The 19,173-nt window shown below is 46.7% G+C and carries 19 protein-coding genes; 13 read left to right on the top strand and 6 right to left on the bottom strand.

The genetic code is table 11. From position 1 onward, the window contains the following. Positions 1 to 3 precede the first annotated feature (3 nt). The gene (locus B9N89_RS20605) at positions 4 to 732 is read right to left on the bottom strand and encodes a hypothetical protein (RefSeq protein ID WP_132322004.1); all 729 of its coding nucleotides are present in this window, start codon (positions 730 to 732) and stop codon (positions 4 to 6) included. Positions 733 to 863: 131 nt separating this feature from the next. Here B9N89_RS20605 and proC point away from each other — a divergent pair, with 131 nt between their 5' ends. The 7 genes from proC to B9N89_RS20570 all read left to right on the top strand — a co-directional run bounded on the left by proC (position 864) and on the right by B9N89_RS20570 (position 8,197). Beyond that, entirely contained in the window at positions 864 to 1,676 is an 813-nt protein-coding gene (gene proC, locus B9N89_RS20600; protein WP_132322006.1) for a pyrroline-5-carboxylate reductase, read from the top strand. Between the two features lie 323 nt (positions 1,677 to 1,999). Beyond that, entirely contained in the window at positions 2,000 to 2,635 is a 636-nt protein-coding gene (locus tag B9N89_RS20595) for a hypothetical protein (RefSeq protein ID WP_132322008.1), read from the top strand. A gap of 127 nt (positions 2,636 to 2,762) precedes the next feature. Next, positions 2,763 to 3,695 (top strand): ABC transporter ATP-binding protein, encoded by a 933-nt coding sequence (locus tag B9N89_RS20590; RefSeq protein WP_132322010.1) that lies wholly within the window; start codon positions 2,763 to 2,765, stop codon positions 3,693 to 3,695. After that, a complete protein-coding gene (locus tag B9N89_RS20585) occupies positions 3,692 to 4,420 on the top strand; it encodes an ABC transporter permease (RefSeq protein ID WP_132322012.1) in 729 nt (242 codons plus the stop codon). Before B9N89_RS20590 ends, B9N89_RS20585 begins: the two co-directional genes overlap by 4 nt. Next, positions 4,417 to 6,243 (top strand): Gldg family protein, encoded by a 1,827-nt coding sequence (locus tag B9N89_RS20580; protein ID WP_132322014.1) that lies wholly within the window; start codon positions 4,417 to 4,419, stop codon positions 6,241 to 6,243. The genes B9N89_RS20585 and B9N89_RS20580 overlap by 4 nt, the downstream gene beginning before the upstream one ends. A gap of 5 nt (positions 6,244 to 6,248) precedes the next feature. Further along, positions 6,249 to 7,199, top strand: a complete 951-nt coding sequence (locus B9N89_RS20575) for a DUF4340 domain-containing protein (RefSeq protein WP_159455524.1) — start codon at positions 6,249 to 6,251, stop codon at positions 7,197 to 7,199. 155 nt (positions 7,200 to 7,354) lie between these two features. Beyond that, the gene (locus B9N89_RS20570; protein WP_132322018.1) at positions 7,355 to 8,197 is read left to right on the top strand and encodes a flagellin N-terminal helical domain-containing protein; all 843 of its coding nucleotides are present in this window, start codon (positions 7,355 to 7,357) and stop codon (positions 8,195 to 8,197) included. Here B9N89_RS20570 and B9N89_RS20565 read toward each other — a convergent pair. Then, positions 8,194 to 9,114, bottom strand: coding sequence for a GNAT family N-acetyltransferase (locus B9N89_RS20565; protein WP_132322020.1), 921 nt, complete (start codon positions 9,112 to 9,114; stop codon positions 8,194 to 8,196). The two genes, B9N89_RS20570 and B9N89_RS20565, sit on opposite strands and share 4 nt — an antisense overlap. Positions 9,115 to 9,202: 88 nt before the next feature. Between B9N89_RS20565 and fliD the strand changes: the two genes are divergently transcribed. The 3 genes from fliD to B9N89_RS20550 all read left to right on the top strand — a co-directional run bounded on the left by fliD (position 9,203) and on the right by B9N89_RS20550 (position 12,548). Further along, complete coding sequence (gene fliD / locus B9N89_RS20560) at positions 9,203 to 10,555, top strand: flagellar filament capping protein FliD (protein WP_132322022.1); 1,353 nt, start codon at positions 9,203 to 9,205, stop codon at positions 10,553 to 10,555. A gap of 15 nt (positions 10,556 to 10,570) precedes the next feature. After that, positions 10,571 to 11,068 (top strand): flagellar export chaperone FliS, encoded by a 498-nt coding sequence (gene fliS, locus B9N89_RS20555; RefSeq protein WP_132322024.1) that lies wholly within the window; start codon positions 10,571 to 10,573, stop codon positions 11,066 to 11,068. A gap of 157 nt (positions 11,069 to 11,225) precedes the next feature. Continuing rightward, positions 11,226 to 12,548 (top strand): flagellar hook protein FlgE, encoded by a 1,323-nt coding sequence (locus B9N89_RS20550; protein ID WP_132322026.1) that lies wholly within the window; start codon positions 11,226 to 11,228, stop codon positions 12,546 to 12,548. Positions 12,549 to 12,557: 9 nt separating this feature from the next. On the opposite strand, the gene B9N89_RS20545 is transcribed toward B9N89_RS20550, so the two are convergent. Then, complete coding sequence (locus B9N89_RS20545; RefSeq protein ID WP_132322028.1) at positions 12,558 to 13,751, bottom strand: phosphopantothenoylcysteine decarboxylase domain-containing protein; 1,194 nt, start codon at positions 13,749 to 13,751, stop codon at positions 12,558 to 12,560. Between the two features lie 65 nt (positions 13,752 to 13,816). Beyond that, positions 13,817 to 13,984 (bottom strand): hypothetical protein, encoded by a 168-nt coding sequence (locus tag B9N89_RS31470; protein WP_159455523.1) that lies wholly within the window; start codon positions 13,982 to 13,984, stop codon positions 13,817 to 13,819. Positions 13,985 to 14,170: 186 nt separating this feature from the next. Here B9N89_RS31470 and B9N89_RS20540 point away from each other — a divergent pair, with 186 nt between their 5' ends. Then, positions 14,171 to 14,779, top strand: a complete 609-nt coding sequence (locus B9N89_RS20540; RefSeq protein WP_132322030.1) for an outer membrane beta-barrel protein — start codon at positions 14,171 to 14,173, stop codon at positions 14,777 to 14,779. Between the two features lie 25 nt (positions 14,780 to 14,804). Here the strand turns inward: B9N89_RS20540 and B9N89_RS20535 are convergent, their stop codons facing one another. Further along, complete coding sequence (locus B9N89_RS20535) at positions 14,805 to 15,332, bottom strand: GNAT family N-acetyltransferase (protein WP_132322032.1); 528 nt, start codon at positions 15,330 to 15,332, stop codon at positions 14,805 to 14,807. Positions 15,333 to 15,706: 374 nt separating this feature from the next. Beyond that, on the bottom strand, positions 15,707 to 16,774 hold the full coding sequence (locus tag B9N89_RS20530) for a 6-phosphofructokinase (protein ID WP_132322034.1): 1,068 nt from the start codon (positions 16,772 to 16,774) through the stop codon (positions 15,707 to 15,709). Between the two features lie 90 nt (positions 16,775 to 16,864). On the opposite strand from B9N89_RS20530, the gene B9N89_RS20525 reads away from it, so the two are divergent. Beyond that, positions 16,865 to 18,085: a tetratricopeptide repeat protein gene (locus B9N89_RS20525; protein WP_132322036.1), complete on the top strand. Its 1,221-nt coding sequence runs from the start codon at positions 16,865 to 16,867 to the stop codon at positions 18,083 to 18,085. Between the two features lie 67 nt (positions 18,086 to 18,152). After that, on the top strand, positions 18,153 to 19,142 hold the full coding sequence (locus tag B9N89_RS20520; protein WP_132322038.1) for a succinylglutamate desuccinylase/aspartoacylase domain-containing protein: 990 nt from the start codon (positions 18,153 to 18,155) through the stop codon (positions 19,140 to 19,142). Positions 19,143 to 19,173 lie beyond the last annotated feature (31 nt).

Raw genomic sequence — 19,173 nt, 5'->3', positions numbered from 1 at the left:
CTCTTATAAGCGGTATCCAAAGTGAACAACGACATAGTGTAGACCAAGTTGTTGATCGATCTCGCTGCGAATACGCTCTGCGGGCGTCTCTTGAGTGAGAAACTCTACAGCTTGGTCACTACTTTCGGTGCTTTTGGTACTTAACCCAGAAGTTACAGGGACACCAAAACCCACCCAGTCGATGGCTAAGAAAAAGTTCGATTTAAGATCGAAGTGAGTTCCCAAAAATAGATCAGGATGAATCTCCGTGGCAGTAAAGGGGACATCAGCTGCTTGTTCAGTTTGGTTTTCATCGTCTAAGCTATAGTCTCCGGAGACTTGGGAGCCATTGATTTTTAATCCAGCATATACCAGATCCCATATGAAAAACTTTATGAAGCCGCTGGCTCTCGTGTTGGTTGCATCCAATATTTCATTCACACCGACCCCTACCGCTGCTTCTAAATGTGCCTGGGTGTATGAGGCCGAGACTCCCCAAGAGAAAAACGAGTTGGTGCGGTATTCATAGCCTAGGCCAACGCCGCTGCCAAAGTAGTTTAAAATTCCATGGCCGGAGATATGATGAATACGCCTTTGTCTGCTTCGCTTCCGATAGGTTTTTTTCCGAGTTGTCTTTTTCGGCTCAGACGAATAACTTGGCGGTTGGTCCAGTGAGAAGTCTTCGATTTCTTGGGCTTCGGCGGGTAGTCCAAATGACAAGCTTAGAATGAATGCTAGTAACGTCTTACCCAACGGAAGCTCCTACAGTTCACAGATTCCCTCTGGTATCATTTTAGCATATTGAAAGTCTGGTCTGCATCATCGCGGAAAGCTTCAGAGTCAAGGCTGAAGGCTCTGAGAATTAAAGATAGAAAGGTCCTAAGATGGCAAAAGCATTAACGGTGATTGGTTTGGGAAATATGGGTGGCTCCATGGTTAAAGGGCTGCTTAAGTCACCGTTGAAAGACCAGCATCCTCTTAAGGTTTTTGATCTTCACCCGGACATCAAGGATCAGTTTGCAGAAATGGAAACTTGTCAAGGAGTTGAAGATTTAAGTCTGCTTGGAAAAGATGGTGAATGCCTGATATTTTGTGTTAAGCCCCATGACTTAAAAAGCCTAGCAGAAACCTTACGTGGCAAGATCGATCCTGATTGCCTTGTCCTTTCAATTCTTGCAGGAGTGCGAATCGAGACCATCCAGGAGGAGCTGGACTTCCAAGGTGGAGTGGTTCGGGCGATGCCAAACATCGCAGCAACAATCGGAGAAGCAGCAACGGCTATGTGCTGTAATGCTAATTGTAGCAAAGATCAGAAGGAGCTTGCTGAGCGGGTCTTTCAAGCAGTGGGAGAAGCCTACTGGACTAAAGAATCTCTGATGGATACGGTTACTGGCCTCTCTGGTAGCGGTCCTGCCTATATTTATATGGTCATTGAGGCTTTGACCGATGGTGGTGTGAAAATGGGCTTACCTCGAAGTCTATCCCAAAACCTGGCAACGCAGACAGTTCTCGGTGCGGCGGCCTTAGTCAAGCACACCGGTCAACACCCAGCGATTTTAAAGGACCAAGTGACTACTCCGGCTGGGACGACTATATCGGCTCTTCACGAGCTTGAGGAGCGAGGCTTAAGATCCATGTTTGTTTCTGCTGTGGAAAAAGCAACTGATCGTTCACGGTTTTTAGGTGAGTCGAGGTAGGTTTGGCTCAAGGCATATGGTTGGTCAAAGAATTAGGTGGCTTGACTGTCAGCTAGAGCGACGGTTGGCTACGTTCAAAACTTGTCACGACCTTGGTCTGAGGAATAGGGTAAGCTACTAGGATAACAATGTTTTTGGTCCATTTGAAGGTTGTGGAGCTGATAATAGCATCGTAGTATCAGTAGGTTATGGTTAAAAGTGGTGCTTTCCCGAAGGCTTTGGGCTCCTGAGATAACTGATTTGAAGACCGTCTACTACATTTGTGACATAGTTTTTGCATGATAACTTCCGGAGAAGCCCTACCGGCTTTGAAGGAGGTTCTTGTGAATAAGTTGATTATTGCTGCGCTTGTCTTGTTATCTTCACTTGGTCTTTTGGGACTGCTACACCAAAGCGAGCTGGAGCAAGTATCGCCTCCTTCCGAAAGTGGACAGCTAACACCTGATCCCCAAGATATTGCCCCGATTGCAGAACCCGAGTATCAACCTTTTGAAGACGAGCAAGTCAATAAATCTAACGTATTCGCTGAGCCGCGCTTTCAGCGTACTACCCAAGACTACTCCCACGTCAAAAATGAGGTTGCTGCCGAGAAGAAGTTTAGAGTCCCGAGGAGCAAGCCGACGCCTAGAAATAGACTTAAGCCTGTAACAAAGGCAGACTTGGATGAACCTCCTACACCTGTTGGTAGGGTTGCAGGTGAAAAGGAAATAACTACGGCGAGCGTTGTGCCAAAGAATTCCCACCAAGAGTTTCGCAAAAAGTGGCTACCGATTCCTTCTAGCACTCTAGATAAGTTCGATCGCTCCGAGGAGATTGAAACCTGCCGAAATGATATCTGTCAGCCGATTGGACGTCGCGGTGTTCTTCTTACCGGAGTTGTGATCCAAGTGGGTGCCTTCCAAGGCCAGATTCAGCCAGGCAACTACCTTGACCAGACCCCAATGCTTTACCTCCAATAACCTACAATCGAGCAAGGCATGTTAAGCCTTGCCGGCCCAAAGCTTTCCTGTCTTGATTTGCACGCTATGTCTGATATTTTTCTAAGATGTCTTTTTAAAATAACTGAACATGTAGGGTGCAAAGTCCATGATCGAAGTCAATGGTATCTGCAAATTCTACGGCCAGAAAAAAGCCGTAGAGAACCTGAGCTTCAAGATCTCTGACGGTGAGATAGTTGGCCTGCTGGGGGTTAACGGAGCAGGGAAGAGCACGATTCTCAAGGTTCTCGGCTGCTTTCTTTTGCCATCGGTAGGTGAAGCTAGGATTGGCGGTTACTCCGTCACTCACGACTCGGAGAAGGTGAGGCAGCTCATTGGCTATCTGCCTGATAGGCCACCTCTCTACCATGAAATGACCGTTGAAGCTTATCTAAGCTTCGTCGCCAAATTAAAGGATGCGCCGGGAGATCAGATTGCTAGCTATGTCGAAGATGCAATAAAGCAGGCAAATCTAGAAGATGTGTACGATCGGCAGTTGGGGCAGCTATCCCACGGCTACCAGCAACGGGTCGGGATTGCCCAAGCCATTGTCCATAAGCCCAAGGTCCTCATTCTTGATGAGCCTATCAATGGCCTCGACCCGATACAAATTGCAGAGATGAGAGATCTGATTCTATCTCTTAAAGGCAAGCATACAGTAATCCTGTCGAGCCATATTCTGTCTGAAATCACTAAAACCTGCGATCGCATTCTTGTGATCGATAAAGGGCAGTTGGTTGCCGAGGGCAACGAGAAGGAGCTTATGGGCAATATGGATGGCGCTATGGATATTGCTATCGAGGTCGATCGTTGGGACGACGGGTTGGGTGATAAAATCATGGGCATCGAAGGGGTGCAAAGCGTGACCGATCATCGCCAGGAAGCCACAACGACTCTAGATATTGCTTGCAACCTAGACCTGAGAGGTCAAATCGCCAAATGTGTGGTGGAGTCTGGAGTTCAGCTTCTAGCCTTACAGAAAAAGCAGGCTGAGTTAGAAAGCTTATTCTTTAAACTGATTAATACGGAGTCGCGACGATGAGTAAAATCTGGTTGATTGCGCAGCGAGAGATAAACTCATACTTTAAGACTTGGATGGGCTACATTATCGTCTTTGCAGCACTTCTCATCGATGGTCTTCTATTCAACGCGTTTGCCATTGGTAATAAGGCTAAGTTTTCTGCCGATGTTTTGAAGGACTTCTTCTTTTTTAGCAGTGGTATCGGTATGGTTGCTGCTATCTTTCTTGCCATGAGGCTGCTCGCCGAGGAAAAGCAGTTTGGAACGATCACCCTATTCTACACCTCTCCCATAACAGAACGGCAATTGATCTACGGCAAGTTTTTGTCTAGTCTTGTGATGTTTTTAATTCTCCAGTCTTTAACCATTTACCTACCAGCTCTGATTTTCATTGAAGGCAAAGTGTCTATTGGTCACATGGCAGCAGGTTATTTGGGAGTGACTCTCCTGGGTGCTTCTGTGCTGGCGATTGCATTGTTTGGTAGCGTTATCGCGCCTAATCAACTTTTGGCAGCCGTAATTGGGGCCTCTATCACTGTGGTTTTTCTTCTGCTTTGGCTTGTTTCAGGCAGGGTGGACGAGCCTTTTGCTAGTATTTTTTCGTATATATCCATTCATAATCTCAGGTTTAGACCATTTTCGAAAGGGATCGTGCACTTTAAGGACCTAGTCTATTATGTAAGTGTGATCCTATTCTTTCTGGAATGTTCCGTCAGAGCCTTGGAGTCTAGGAGGTTGCAAGGATGATAAACCAGCTTAAAAACTTACGACTAGGCCTATTCCTTCTGGGATTAGTCATTATCTTTGCTGTCGAACGATATTTCTCACAGTACGATTCCAGGCTGCTGATTGACGGCCTAGGGCTTTTGTTGATGCTAGTGGGAACGGGTATGACCGCAGGCTTATACATTACTAAGAAAAACGAAGGATTCGAAAAGGAGGCTAAGAATTGGCTCCTCAGTAGCCTATGGATGTCTGTTGTGATCCTAGGTCTCGGTCTTTACTTTGCTTTTGATGCTAGCCTAGGTGATCGTGGTGCTGTAGAAACCTTAAGCCAAAAGGTTCTCTTAGTATCTTGGTTAACTGCTGTGATCGTTGCTCTATTTGCAGGAATTGGAGCAGAGATTGGTATTCGATCCAGTGGCGAAGGTGATCGTGCTGAGCCTTATCGCTTGGTATTGGCAACTCAAACTTGGCTCGGTATCGGCTTTCTGCTAGCCGCCTTGGTTTGTATAAACTTTGCCGCCAATAAGATGGATATGGTTTGGGATTGGTCCTACCTCAAAACAACAAAGCCAGGAGAGTCCACAGTCAAGATGGTTGGAGAACTAACCGAGCCAGTGCAGATCGGAGCTTTTTTTGCCAGAGACAGTGAGGTAGAGCCATTTGTTCGGGAATATCTTGAGCAGGTCGCTGGCCTTAATGACAATGTCGAGCTGAATTTTTACAGCAAAGACTTTTATCCAGCAAAAGCGGAGGAGTTTCGCGTGGCTCGGGATGGTCAAGTGATTCTTCTCAAGGATAAGAAAAGGCAGCGGATCGATGTTGGTGAAGACATATCCTTTGCTCGAAAGAAACTTAAGAAATTCGATCAGCTATTTCAAAAAGCTTTTTTGGGGATCTCTGAAGCGAAAAAAACTATTTATGTAACTTCTGGTCATGGTGAAATGAGCTGGAAAGGCAAAAGGGCTGCCACACGACAGATCAAGAACTTTCATAAAATCTTAAAACAGCTCAATTACAATATTCGTACCTTAGGGCTTGAACAAGGTGGATTTTCGGAGCTTCCTGATGATACCGACTTGGTGGTGATACCAGGACCATCAAAGCCCTTTACCAGTCAAGAAATTCAAGTTCTTAAGGCATATCTAGCCGGTGGTGGTAGTCTCTTGGTGTTCTTGGATGTAGAGTTTTCAGGAGAAGATCGAGGTATCGAAGGGCTGGATGGAGCCAATCAACTAGAAGAGCTGCTGGCTTCCTTTGGGATTGTATTTGAGCCTCAGTTTTTGGCCAATGACAAGCAATTTGTGCGTAGCACTCGTAAGGCGATCGATCACTTCTTTCTTTTCACCAATAATTTCTCCTCCCATGTGGCTATGAGCAGCTTGACCAAGAACGACGATAAAATGGGACTTCTCACGTTCCAGTCAGGACACTTGAAAATTGCTGAAAAGATGGCTGACGATTGGAAGGCGTCACCGGTGATTCAAACTCTCAATACCACATTTATTGATCTCAACAAGAATACCAAATTCGATAAAGGCGAGATTCGTAAAAACTATCCGGTGGCAATGGTCGCTGAGTCATCAAAGAGTAAGGTCCTCGTTTTTTCAGATGCCACAATGCTTTCTGATCCAGTGATTCTCAATCCTGGCAATCAGCTAGCAGTGGTGGATAGTGTGCGGTGGCTAGCGGGGCAGGCGGAAATTATGGGAGAAGTCGCGTCAGAGGAAGACATCAAAATTCAGCACTCTAAGAGTCGAGATCTAGTGGTCTTTCATGGTTCGATCTATCTGGTGCCTTGTCTTGTGCTGTTATTCGGTTATTTTGCCAATCGTCGAAAGGAGTGATGGCTGTGAACTCTCGTGTATTACCCTACTTCGTACTTTTTTTGATTGGTTTGGCGGGTGCCTATTGGGCTTCTGGACCAAAGGATAAGGTTGATCGTGGTCAGGTTTGGCTCAACATTGATGGTAAAATAGAGCTGATTACCTATCAGGACCCTAAGAAACGAGTGATTGTTGATGCGGACCAGCGTTGGGTGACAGAAGCTGAGATGCAGGATGGGATAGACCTGCCCCCTGTTGAGTATAAAGCTGGCAAGGCTTTTGAAAACGTTCTGGAAGATCTGGAAACCCTCAGAGCTTTGAAGACCATCGGTAAGTTCTCAGAAGTATCCGCTGAGGAGTATGGTTTCGCAGGTGAGGAAAAAACAACTCTCATCATAAAAACGAAGAACGAAGAGTATAGCTTTGAAATCGGTAAGCGCAGCTTTCAAACATCCAACGTTTTTGTTCGAGACATGAAGCGGGATGAGGTGATCCTAGTTTCACGATCAGCGATTAATATTCTCCGTAACGCTAAAGCCAGACTATATGAAAGAAAACCCTACAACTTTGATCTCAATGACGATGTAGTGGCAGTCCAAATTTCACGTGGAGATAAGAGTTTAGAGCTTGTGAAGGAAGGACGATCGGAAAAAGGTAAGGTAGTTTGGAAGAGGAGCGATAAAGATGACAAGGCTGATTCGGAAGCAAGTTGGTTGGAGAAGGTCCTAAAGCTGCAAGTTAAGAAGTATGCTACCCCAGTCGAACGCCAAAATCTTGACAAGGCTGATGCACTTGTGACCATTGGGTTTAAAGGTCAAAAAAATGACGTTGAATCGATGAGTATACTCAAGCTGAATCCAGGTGGTGATGAGCTTGAACAGTTTTGGTTGAAGTCCAACTATGTGAAGACGTACGTGCTCGTGGACAGCAATAGGGCTAAGACACTGGTACAGGATTTAAGCAATTTCTTGATGTAAGTTAGCAAGATTCTATTAGTTTTTCTTAGGGGCGTTGTTGTGGCGCCTCTTTTTTGTTAGACTTTTAAATGACCACAATGTTGTCAATGCGCTCTTTCCTCTCACGCGCATTTAGAAGCTGAAATTCTGTTTGGTTTTTGTCCGGAGGACTGCGAATGGGTTTGCGAATTGCAACCAATGTCTCATCGTTGACGTCTCAGCGTCACTTGAGAAATACAAGGCGGCTATTAGATCGCTCTATTGAACGATTAGCTAGTGGCTATCGAATCAATAAGGCTGGTGATGACGCTGCTGGTCTTGCTATTTCTGAGAAACTCCGTGCAAAAACGAGAGGTCTAATCCAAGCACAACGAAACGCTTCTGATGGTATCTCACTGATCCAGGTTGCGGAAGGCGGCTTGTCAGAAGTTCAAAATATTCTTATCCGCCTTCGTGAGTTGGGGGTTCAGGCTGCTTCTGATACGATCGGTCCTGAGGAACGACGATACCTCGACGAAGAGTATCAGTCTCTGAAAGAAGAAATTGATCGAATCGCCAATGTTACTGAGTTCAATGGTACTGTTCTCCTTGATGGTACTGGCGGAACTCTTGATATTCAAGTCAACACTGGTGGCTTGAATCTCTTAGGTGTGGATAGAATTTCCTTTGATGCTTTCCGTTCCGACGTAAATGTGGACAAGCTTGGTCTCGAAGAGCTAGGTCTAAGAACGAAAGAAGACGCTCAGCGCAGCCTAGCCTTCATTGATGACGCTATTCAACATGTATCATCAGTTCGTGGTGAGCTTGGTGCCATCGATAACAGATTAGTGAAAACAGTGCGAAACCTAGCAGTATCCATTGAAAACTTGTCAGCCGCCAAATCTCGAATCAAAGACGTCGATATTGCTGATGAAACCAGCGAATTGACGAAAAATAATATCTTGATGCAGGCGGGAACCTCGGTTCTTCAGCAGGCAAACTCAATACCAGAAATGGCTCTCACTCTATTGCAGGGCTAAATCGAATCAAGACCCCATATAAAACACTGATCCAAGGCCAGCTCGATGGACTTGGATGGCTTTAAGAGCTTAACCAGCCCCATCGGCCCCTTCACCGTTTTGGTGGCGCGAGCATCGAGCTGCTTGCGTCGGCTTTTGGCTAGGGTGCCAGGAGACAGTAAAATTATCTCAGGAAACTTAAAGCTCTCCTGAACAAAGCGAATCATGTTCACAAGGTGATCAATGCTTGGGGCACCCCATTCATGGATCACACCAATCATATCGTACCCTTTGCCAGTGATACAGTAGGCAATCACTTCATTGTGAATCCCATATTCAAGACAAAGATCAAGATTTGGAATATGTAACATTTCTAAAAATTCGTTGGGGCTACGATGAAGGGTGTAGCGAGTTGAGGTGCGGATGGCAAGGAGCGTCGTTGGGTCAACGAGATGAATTTCATCAGAAGGAATCAGTCTAAAATTGCCTGCCCCGCGACGATGCCGAAGATCGAACTGGTGATGCCATTCCTGTGATAGTGACTGAAAACCTAGTTTTTGATAGAATAGACTCAGATCGCTCCATAAAATTAGAGCTTCCAAGTCGGCTAGGATGGCTTTCGACTCAAGTGATTGAAAGAGTTGCTTCATGAAGCCTTGGCCACGATAGGATTCGTCGGTGGCAACGTTCCCAATGAGTCCTACTTTTGCGACTCGTTGACCTAGGCTATCCATGAGGTCTCGTGGCCACAGATTCGCATGGGCCACAATCCGATCATCGTGGAACAGACAATGGCTAAACTCTGTCCCCTTTTCTCCTAATACGATCGGATATTCAGATTGAATCTTAAATGGCAAAGGCTCTGGGCGCAGAGCATTTTGTAGGAGCTGGTTGCGCAGCGCAATGTGGGACTCAGTTTGAGGGCAAGCAATGGCCATCGTTGGTCTCGCTAGTTGAACATGACTGTTAATTATTATAGTGGATCATCGTGATCCTAGAATAGGATTTCTTTTTTGGAACTAGATTATGGGTATTAGACTTCCAGGTGCTACCACCGGCTTGTTCGATCCCAATATCGTCAAGCAGCTTATCGAAGTGGAAAAGCTTCCGATTGACGCTGCTAAACGACGTCGCGAGACGATTGTTGCCGAAAAAGATGAGTTTGCCCAAGTTCGAGATTTAGTGAATGGTCTCGATACTACCCTAAATTCCCTCAAAAACAGGACTGATTTCTATAAATTGAAGGTCGAATCATCTCATCCAGACATCATTGATGGACTGGTAGAAGGTGTGGCATTGACCGGCACCTATGAGTTTGAAGTTCGAGGCCTTGCGAAGGCAGAGAAGGAACTTGCCTACGGCTTTCCTGATAAAAATGAGACTCCAGTTGGTTTTGGTTTCATGTTGATCGAGCGGGAAGATATGGATGATTTTGAAGTCATCATCGAGCCCGGCTCTACGTTGCAGGATGTGGCGACCCAAATCAACGACGCCGAGGCTGGTGTTAAGGCGATGGTTATCAACACCAAATACAAGCCCGATCCCTACCGCTTGCTGGTGGTGAGTGAACAATCTGGTAACGAAGCCAAGGTCAAGATTGACGAGGATACCACCTTTCTAGAGTTTAAAGAGCAGGTTCGTGGGCGGAACCTTGATGTATTGTTTGAAGATGTTCCTGTCACCGATGAAGACAATAATCTAGAGGAATTGGTCGATAACGTCGTTTTCAATGTGAAGCGTGCTGAGCCTGGCACCCGTGTTCAAGTCAATATCGTTCATGACATCGAGAAAACCCTGGAATCTATCGTTGGGTTCATTGAAAAGTATAACGAACTAGCCACCTTTATCAACGATCAGTACATCATCGATGCGGATACCAATAAGGCTGGAATTCTCGCCGGTGATAGCAGCACTAGAACCGTGATGAGACGCGTGCAAAGTGCGGTTGGTGGTTCGGTAAGCACTGGTGGAAAGTGGAATACTCTTAGTCAGATAGGTATCACAACCGACCCCAAAACCGGTCGCCTTGATATGAACGAAGCTAAAGTCAAGCAATCCCTTGCCGAAGACTATGATAGTGTTGCCGATCTTTTTATTCAGCAACGAGGCTCATTGGGTGTTGCCGCGCGCATGGCAGAGGCAATCAAGGGGCTTCGCGATCCTCAAGGCGGTGTTCTCAAAACTAAGCTGAGAACCATGGATGCTATCATCGCCAATCAGGATAAGGAAATTGAATTGAAAGAGAGGGCACTAGAGAAGAAAACCGAGTCGATCAAACGTCGATTCACAGCCCTCGAAGGTCAGTTGTCAGGACTCAAGGCACAGGGAGACTTCCTTGCTCAGCGTTTTGGCCAACAAGATAAGGGGGACAAAAAGTAAGGGAGATTTAACAAAGTGAATAATCCTTATAGTAATTACCAAAAGACCCAGGTAACTACTGCTAGCCAGGAGAAGATCTTACTTATGCTCTATGAGGGAGCAATTCGCTTTGTTAAACACGCTGACAAGGCCATGGAAGAGAATAATCTTGCTGACAAAGGCCGCTACATATCCAAAGCCACAGCCATCCTTTCTGAGCTTATGGCGACACTCGACTTTAAAGTGGGTGGCCAACTCGCAACAGACTTAGAAAATCTCTATGTTTTTATGATTGATAAGCTTATCGATGGCAACATCAACAACGATCGTGAGTCTTTGGCTATTGTAGAGAAGTTACTCAAAACTCTCTACACCGCTTGGAAAGATGTGATCGAGAACCCAAGGGCTGACGGGGTACCGTCACCTAAATTACAACCTCAAGAGTATCAGAGTTTCGTCAGTGAGAAAGGTCATGAAGCAACTAAACCTGGTCAGGGCCAGAAATCTGAATTGGGCAAAAAGATATCAGCTTAGTCATCACACTGCCTAGCTATCTGCTAGGCAAAGTCTATCCTCAAGTTTTCCCAATTCTTGAATCTTTGCAACATTTCCCACAGGCCAGCCAAGCCTTGCTAGTCTTAATCTAGATACATCGTCACCTTAGTTTTAAAACGGTCACTCGGAGGGATCTATGCCGATTACTCAAGCGCTTTACACCGGTGTTACAGGGCTTTCAGTCATGTCAGACACCATGTCGGTGGTAGCCAACAACTTGGCAAACGCCAACGCAAAGGGCTTCAAGTATGACCGTGCAGAGTTTGATGATCTTCTTTCAATGGACTTAGGAACCTCAACGGGTCAAGCGCAGATTGGTCGTGGTGCTCGACTCTCCGATGTAAGAACCATTCATACCCAGGGTGGCCTTTCCATTACTGATCGCCTCACAGACTTAGCGGTTCAGGGGAATGGCTTTTTTATAGTGCGAAACCCCCTCGGTGAAAAGCAGGAAGCCGGTGGTATGTTCTATACCCGGGTAGGTGCTTTCAACTTTGACAAGGATGGCTATCTTTCGGATAAAACAGGTGGCCGCCTCCAAGGCTATATGGCTGATGAGAAAGGGAGGCTGTCGCCGAAGCTAGACGACGTCCGAATCGTCACTAATAACCTTCCACCCGTATCTACCAGTGTGGTGAAGATGAATGTGAATCTGGACTCCCGTGATGAGGTCATTGAGGAAGAGTTTGATATCCAAGATCCCCAAGGTACATCCAACTTCGTGAATAGTATGAATATCTTCGATAGTCACGGTACCAAGCATGCGATGACCACCTACTTCCGACGAGTAGAGGATGATGAGGGCATTAGCTACGAATGGTTTGCTACGGCAGACTCTAAGGAGGTCACCGATGCAGACGACGATGCCAAGATTAAAGTGATCGGCCGGGGGAAGGTGCAGTTTAATGCTGCTGGAGTGCTGCTAGCAGAAGAAACCACTGAGTTCGACGCAAATTTCACGAAAGGTGCGTTACCGAACCAGTATATAGAGATTGACTTTGGTAACAACATTGGGGAAGAGGAAGGCAACGGAGTAGGTGCCTCCACCGCGGTCGCTGCTGATGCAGTTACGGTGTTCCACAGTCAAAACGGTTACGAGGCTGGTAACATAAAATCCCTTAAAATCGACCTCGATGGCAAAATCAAGGGCTACTATACCAATGGAGTAGAGAAGCTTCTAGCCTCATTTGCTCTATCAACCTTTGAGAATGTTGACGGTTTGATGAAAGCCGGGCGAAATCAGTTCTTTGCGACTGTGGAATCAGGTGCGCCGCGAACTGGAGTGCCTCAGTCAGGTGTTCGAGGATCTATCTACGCCTCAACACTTGAGGAGTCGAATGTGGACATGGCTCAGCAGTTTGTTGAAATGATTCGAACCCAGAGGGGCTTCCAAGCCAACTCACGTTCGATCACAACGACCGATACGATGATTGAAGAAGTAGTAAACATGAAGCGATAATAGTGTGGGCTAGTTGAGGCTAGCAAGCTTAATATGCTTGGCAATCATTGCGGCGATTTGCTGTTTCCCATCTTTCTGGGTCCATTGCAGATCGCCTTTGTCATTCCTAGACACTATATAAGCCTTGTGAGCAGTAGCCGTGACCTCTTTTAACGAGTTCAAAACCATGAGGCTTAACGAGTACTTTTCCATATAATCAGTTGCGATAGCTTTGGCCTTGGCCTCATCCAAGTCAGCTTCCAATTTAAAGCCAACCTTGATGCCGTGCTCAGGCTTTAGTTTCGCAATGATTTTGTCTGTTTTGACAAAGGACACCTGCAGATCTTCAGAAGACTTAATTTTGCCATCTTGCTTCTGATCAGGAATAAAGTCCAAGACAGAAGATGCGAATACAACGGCGGCTTTTTCCTCCTCCACAAGCTGTAGGGAGGTGCGTTCTAAGCTGTCGTTGGTATCCACTTCTATCAATTTTGAATAAGCTTTAGGGCGAATCGGACTAGGCCCAGCTACAACATAGGTGGTAAGGCCTTGACGATATAGCTCTTCAGCGATTTTGGAGCCGAGGGCTCCCGATGAATAGTTAGAGATATAGCGAACATCATCGATATAGCCCCGTGTTGTGCCCATTGCCACCATCGCTGGGAACATGCCTGCGACGGAGTTTAATGAATGGGCGATCTGATCAGCTAAGACAGCCGGTTCGGGAAACTTAAGCTTACCCTCTTCCATGCGCGGCTGGAGTTTGGTGCAGTAAGCTTCGATCTTTTCGGTATTCGATTTGACAAAAGGTGAGTGCGAGAGGCTTTCGTGCATGTTTGGGATAAACATGACAGGTTTACCCTGACCCAAATAGGAGGCCACAAGTGCTGATGCAGGAGTATCGGTGATACCACGGGCAATCTTAGCTATGATATTTGCAGAGGCTGGTGCGATAACACAGGCGTCCGCCAAGCCGATATGGGATGCGTCACCTGAGAAGGATTCGACGACTTTTTCTGCAGAAGCCCAGGAAAGTGCTGTATTGGTGGTAAATTGCTTAGCGCCTTCGGTGAGCCAAGGTGTGACGCGAGCCCCCAAACGACGGAGGCTGCGAACAAAGCGGGTACTTTCGACGGCTCCGATAGAACCAGAGACAATCACATCTATGTGCTTCCCGAGAAGCGCATCAGATATGCGCTCAACCGTAAGGTCGGAACTTGCCATCTCGCACCTGCCTAATTTTAGGGATTTCCATTGCGATAGGATTCTAACCCGCAACCGTCGGAATGTTAAGCTTGCTTTGCAGCTTTCTGTGCCTTCTCGTTAGCGTTAGGCTTATCGAGAGGAAGACTTACCGCAGTCGATCCGTTGCGACGGAGTGCATTCTTACGCTTTTTACCGGCACGTGCTTTGTTAAGTGCGCGTCTTACTTTTAGTTTCTTGGTCGTTGATGCCATTTGTTGTCCCTCAGAAGAGAGTTAGTCCACTTAAGTCGTGAGAGGGTATTGGATTCTGCCCTAGAATGCAACCCCCAATTCGCTTAGGCATGTCTCATGGTTCAGGAGCCATGGTGTGTTTATCATTGTCGATCCGTCATCCCGAAATGGGGCGATACGGATGGTTAGCTAAAATAAGGAATAAATATGAGGACTTTGATACTTTCTACCGGTCTGACACTTGCAATAAGTCAAAATGCTATATCTGAGCCTGTGGATAAAAACTTCCCAGGTCCATATGTCGGAGCAGGGTTTATGTTCGGTCAGGCTTCGAAAGCTGATGGCGACAGCTCTGCAGGTGCAGCTTTCGGTCTTGGACTCGATGTGGGCTACATTATTAAAAGAGATACATGGAATCGGATTGAGCTTGGAGTCGAGCTAGGGACCGCCAATTTAAGCTTTGAATCCGACAACACCGACTTTGATGTTGAAGCAATGCCGCAAGTTTTATTCAAAGCAGGCTACGGCTACTCCCTTGGTGACCATGTTTTCGGTATCTTCCGAGCTGGTGTGGGTATGGCCAGTGGAGAGTTAGAGGCATCGGTTAATGGGAGAACTTTATCGACTGATGCTACAGCGATGATCGGCATGATCGGCTGGGATGTGGTCTACCCTGCCAATGAGCGTCTTGATTTTGTTGCCGGTTTGAATCTGAGAACGTATGCGGTCAATCCTGATAGTGCCACAGGGATCGATTCAGAAAGCTTCCAGCTTAACGTTCCCGCCATATACGGACAGGTTAGATACCGTCTCTAAATTAGACCGAGGCTCAGGTTGCTCCCTAAGCCTCATCAAGTGCCTCAAGCATGAAGTAGCAGGGGACGGTTTCCCCTTCTTCGTGCTGTTCGAGCTTGTGGGTAACGGGCTTGAACTTGAATCGCCGAAACAAGTTCTGAGCATGCTCCATCTTAGGGGTGGTTTCTAAATAAATACGGCTATAACCAGCTTTTTTGGCATGTGTTACACACTGGCCGATAATCGCCTTTCCAGCACCCTTGCCGCGATACACAGGGCTAATCACTAACTCTCTAATTTCTCCAATTTTTTCAGCTGGTGGCAGGCCAGCAAACGGTCCAAACCCGGCGCCCCCTACCAATTTATGATTGGAGCGATCCTTCACGACGAAATAGATCCCGTGTTTTCCATCGTAAACCTGTTCGAAGTTGTTCAAGCGACGGTAGGTCGCGGCTAGAACCGATCCGGCTTCTTCAAAAGGGTCGAGGGTATCACGAATCATATCGATCATTGCCGGAACATCATCTGGTTTGATCGTTTCTATATAAAAATCAAGGTTTTCTGGTGCTTGCATAGATTATCCAAAATGGCTGTTAAGCCCGTAGGGAGCTGGTTTCGTATCAGGACGCATCATTAATTAATCAGAAAAATGGGGTAAATACCAGAGTCATGGCGCGATATATATGCATAAGTGGCGCTATATAACTGTTAGGCCAGGAAAGCCTTGCGCACCTCAGGTAGTTTTTGTATATAGACGTCTTCTGCGCGGTCCTTCCGCCACCTATGATACACGACAAGATGCAATCATCAGAGGAAGCACGATGAAAAAAAATAGACCACCTCGTAACCGACGTAAGACAGCACGCCTCAAGGCAAAGAAAAAATCAAGAATTCTTCGCAAGAAGCGCTTGAGCCCACATGGCAGACGCTGCAAGTAAGCTTTACTGCTTATTGACCTAGGCAGATACCAACGCCCTTCGCAGCTTGTAGGTAAAGGTCATCTGCCGGGACAGGTCGAAATTTCCCCGCTACATCTTGATAGTCAATTTCTGTTAGTCGGCCCCCTTTAAGGGCGATGATCGTACCAAATTTTTTCTCCATCACCAGATCCATAGCCTTAACGCCATAAGCGGTTCCCAAAGCCCGATCCACATGAGACGGAACCCCACCACGCTGAATATGCCCTAGGACAGTCACACGGGTTTCAATATTAGTCCGCTGGAACAGTTCTTCGGCGACCATATGACCTACCCCGCCCAGATTTTTTCGGCCAGATGATACCTTGAACGACTCCTCTCCCCCTTTCGGATACGCCCCTTCAGCGACAACGATCACCGAGTGGTGTTTTCCCCGTTGCTTGCGTTCGTCCAGCTTTTGGATGATAGCCTCGTAGGAGAATGGGATTTCGGGGAGCAAAATAACGTGCGCTCCTGAAGCGATTCCTGAATGCAGTGCGATATGGCCGGCATTTCTCCCCATTACCTCTAGAACCATAGCTCTCTCGTGAGATTCTGCAGTGGTTTGTAGTCTAGCAATGGCTTCTGCTGCCACCTCGACTGCTGTGTCGAAGCCGACAGTTTGATCGGTAGATGCTAAGTCATTGTCGATCGTTTTGGGGACACCCACGATATTCATACCCAGCTTCGCTAGTTCATAAGCGATCCCTTGAGTGCCATCGCCACCAATTACGATCACACCGTCTAGATTCAGCTCTTGATAAGCTTTGATGACCTTCTGGCTTTTGTCTTCAGGGTCTCCCCCACCGGGGTTCTTAAGGCTAAACGGATTGCCAGCGTTGGTAGTACCAAGGATCGTGCCCCCTTTCATGAGGATTCCCGATACGGTTTCGCAGTCCAGCTTTCGCACGCCATAAGGCTCAGACATCAGGCCATTGAAGCTGTCTTTGATGCCCCAGAGTTCGACGTTTTCGAATTGTGCAGCATGACGAACCACTGCACGAATGATGCTATTAAGTCCGGGGCAGTCGCCGCCACCGGTGCAAATTCCTACTTTCACAGTTAATCCCCTGATCTATGGTGATATTTCCATTTGTGTTAGAATTTTAGCATCCCTCTCACCGAATTTATTCAGGATTAGGATTGCGGCTTGTCAGATAACTTACCCAACAAAATCCTTATTATTGATAGTGATAAGTCTATTGGTCAAGGGATGAAGCTGCCGTTAGAACGCCATCAGATCAAAGTTGATGTGGCTGACACCGCGGAATCTGCACTCTATTTGTTTAACCAAAACATTTATCCGGTAGTAATTATCGAGCTAGCTTTTGAAGAGTTGCCGGGTTTGGTATTTGCTCAAAAATGGCGCCAACATGAGAGTCGTGAGCGTCGCTGCGTGGGCCTGATTATGGCAGCCGGTAACCGCAACGATCGCGAGCCAGAGGAAGCCAAGCTCAAGCAAGAACTTGAGGGCATCGAACTTATCTACAAGCCCTTCAATGCCATTCAAATTCTACCCATTCTTCAGCGAGCCTACAATGTCCGTCAGCGCAATATGAAAATCGATGAGCTTGGGTATAGCATAATAAGGATCGGCCAGAAACGTGATCGAGTAGACAAAGCCGTTGGCATGGTTAAAAAGAACCTCAAAGAGCTTGGTAACCATGGGATTCGCCTCATGATGGATATCTATGAGCAGCATGGAATGTGGGAGGAGTGCTTAGCGGTTGTCGATTCTATATTGCAAAGATTTCCCCAAAACATCGCTTTGATGAATGCGAAGGGGCGTATTCTTCTCAAGCTAGGCAAAGCTAAAGAGTCGCTGATGATCTTGGAAAAGTGTGATTCTTTGGCTCCGAATAATATTGAGCGTATTGATCAAATGAGTATCGCCTATCTGGACGTCAACGATCCCGATCGAGGCGTTACAAAGATGAAGCAGCTCATTCACTTCAATCCGGATAATCCAGACCTGAAGTTCCACATGCTAAGTCGCTTGTACGAAAGGGGCTTCGATTTGCAAGCGCAGGCTCTTTGTCACGAAACGGCATCGCCTATGGAAGTGGTGCGCTACTACAACAATCGAGGGGTGGCTTTATCTAAGTCTGGTCAGGTGGATGAGGCGATCCTAGAGTACGAACGAGCTCTAAAGCTCTACCCGAAGTTCAAAGAAAACTATCGTATTTTCTATAATATAGCATTAGCACATATCAGCAAAAAAAAGCGCAGCCACCATGAATATGCCCTTGAGTACCTGAACCGGGCATTGGCACTGCGTCCCAACTTTGACAAGGCAAAGCGAACCAAAGACACAGTTACCGATCAGTTGTCTAAGAAGCGTAAGGGAAAAACCAATCCCAAAGCCTCCTAGGCAAATCAAAATAGCTGTTCTAAGATGGCCCCCGCAGTTGATCCATAAAAAACGCTGAGGGTCTTTCATGAGTCAAAGATTAGAGCAGGAAATTCAAAAATTTACATCGAGACTAGAACAAAGTAGCAGCGAAGCATTTACCGTATCTAAGCTATGCGATTATGGCTATCAATTGACTCCGAAAAAACCGAAATTGACACCGCCAGATGGAAAGAGTACAGCCCTTACCCTGATGGCAGTCACCCATGGTGACGAGGTAGCAGGAATTGCTATTCTTAATAAGATCGTGGACTTGCTGTTGTCTGATGTGATCGTCTTACCCTATGCCATCAACCTAGCTCTGGCGAACCCGTGGGGTTCTCGCAAAAATCGCCGCTTTGTTGAGAGAGATCTCAATCGATCCTTTGGCCGAAGTGCAATGGATACTCTAGAAGATAAACGGGCAAAGGACTTGGAGCCGCTTCTGAAATCCACAGCATACCTCGTCGATTTCCATCAGACCATCGAACCAAGCCATCGGCCGTTCTTTATCTTTCCCTATGATGAACGTGGCTTTCAATTCGCCCGACATCTAGCGCCGGATATTCCTGTTGTCACCCATTGGGGAGGAGGCTTTTCAAAGGATGGAGCTTGCTCCGATGAGTTTGTGAATCGTCATGGTGGAGTTGGACTAACCATCGAGTTGGGGCAGAAGGGCTTCAATGTATTTTCCGAAGGCGTGGGGGTTCAAGTGGGGCTTAAGGCTATTGATGTGGTGCAGTCCTACCTTCGACAAGAGTCGCTGGAAGCAAACGAAGAAGAGGCTGAAATCTATACCTGGGCTGAAGTCATTCCTTACCCTGAAGGTGAAGCAGCTCTCGATGAAGGATGGTATAATTTTCAGTGGGTGGATGAGGGCCAGCGGCTTGGTTTCGTCAATGGTGATGATCTGAAGGCTTCACAAAGTGGCCCCATTTTATTTCCAAAATACATCCGAGAAAGTTCAGGTGGAGTTCGTCCAAAAGAGATTTGTCGGATCATGAAGCGTGTGACTGCCGAGCAGCTTGGTAAGGACTAATTTCTAGCCTCCGCGGTCGCTAACTTTGGAG

The sequence above is a fragment of the Pseudobacteriovorax antillogorgiicola genome, from assembly GCF_900177345.1.
Lineage (GTDB): Bacteria > Bdellovibrionota_B > Oligoflexia > Oligoflexales > Oligoflexaceae > Pseudobacteriovorax > Pseudobacteriovorax antillogorgiicola.
This window is presented reverse-complemented; position numbering and strand designations above follow the sequence as displayed.

Excerpts from the sequence above, each read along its gene's own strand:
- B9N89_RS20520 (WP_132322038.1), top strand. The coding sequence starts at position 18,153 with ATGAGTCAAAGATTAGAGCAGGAAATTCAAAAATTTACATCGAGACTA.
- B9N89_RS20565 (WP_132322020.1), bottom strand. The coding sequence starts at position 9,114 with ATGGCCATTGCTTGCCCTCAAACTGAGTCCCACATTGCGCTGCGCAAC.
- fliD (WP_132322022.1), top strand. The coding sequence starts at position 9,203 with ATGGGTATTAGACTTCCAGGTGCTACCACCGGCTTGTTCGATCCCAAT.
- B9N89_RS20550 (WP_132322026.1), top strand. The coding sequence starts at position 11,226 with ATGCCGATTACTCAAGCGCTTTACACCGGTGTTACAGGGCTTTCAGTC.
- proC (WP_132322006.1), top strand. The coding sequence starts at position 864 with ATGGCAAAAGCATTAACGGTGATTGGTTTGGGAAATATGGGTGGCTCC.
- B9N89_RS20570 (WP_132322018.1), top strand. The coding sequence starts at position 7,355 with ATGGGTTTGCGAATTGCAACCAATGTCTCATCGTTGACGTCTCAGCGT.
- B9N89_RS20545 (WP_132322028.1), bottom strand. The coding sequence starts at position 13,751 with ATGGCAAGTTCCGACCTTACGGTTGAGCGCATATCTGATGCGCTTCTC.
- B9N89_RS20540 (WP_132322030.1), top strand. The coding sequence starts at position 14,171 with ATGAGGACTTTGATACTTTCTACCGGTCTGACACTTGCAATAAGTCAA.
- B9N89_RS20535 (WP_132322032.1), bottom strand. The coding sequence starts at position 15,332 with ATGCAAGCACCAGAAAACCTTGATTTTTATATAGAAACGATCAAACCA.
- B9N89_RS20585 (WP_132322012.1), top strand. The coding sequence starts at position 3,692 with ATGAGTAAAATCTGGTTGATTGCGCAGCGAGAGATAAACTCATACTTT.
- B9N89_RS20580 (WP_132322014.1), top strand. The coding sequence starts at position 4,417 with ATGATAAACCAGCTTAAAAACTTACGACTAGGCCTATTCCTTCTGGGA.
- B9N89_RS31470 (WP_159455523.1), bottom strand. The coding sequence starts at position 13,984 with ATGGCATCAACGACCAAGAAACTAAAAGTAAGACGCGCACTTAACAAA.
- B9N89_RS20590 (WP_132322010.1), top strand. The coding sequence starts at position 2,763 with ATGATCGAAGTCAATGGTATCTGCAAATTCTACGGCCAGAAAAAAGCC.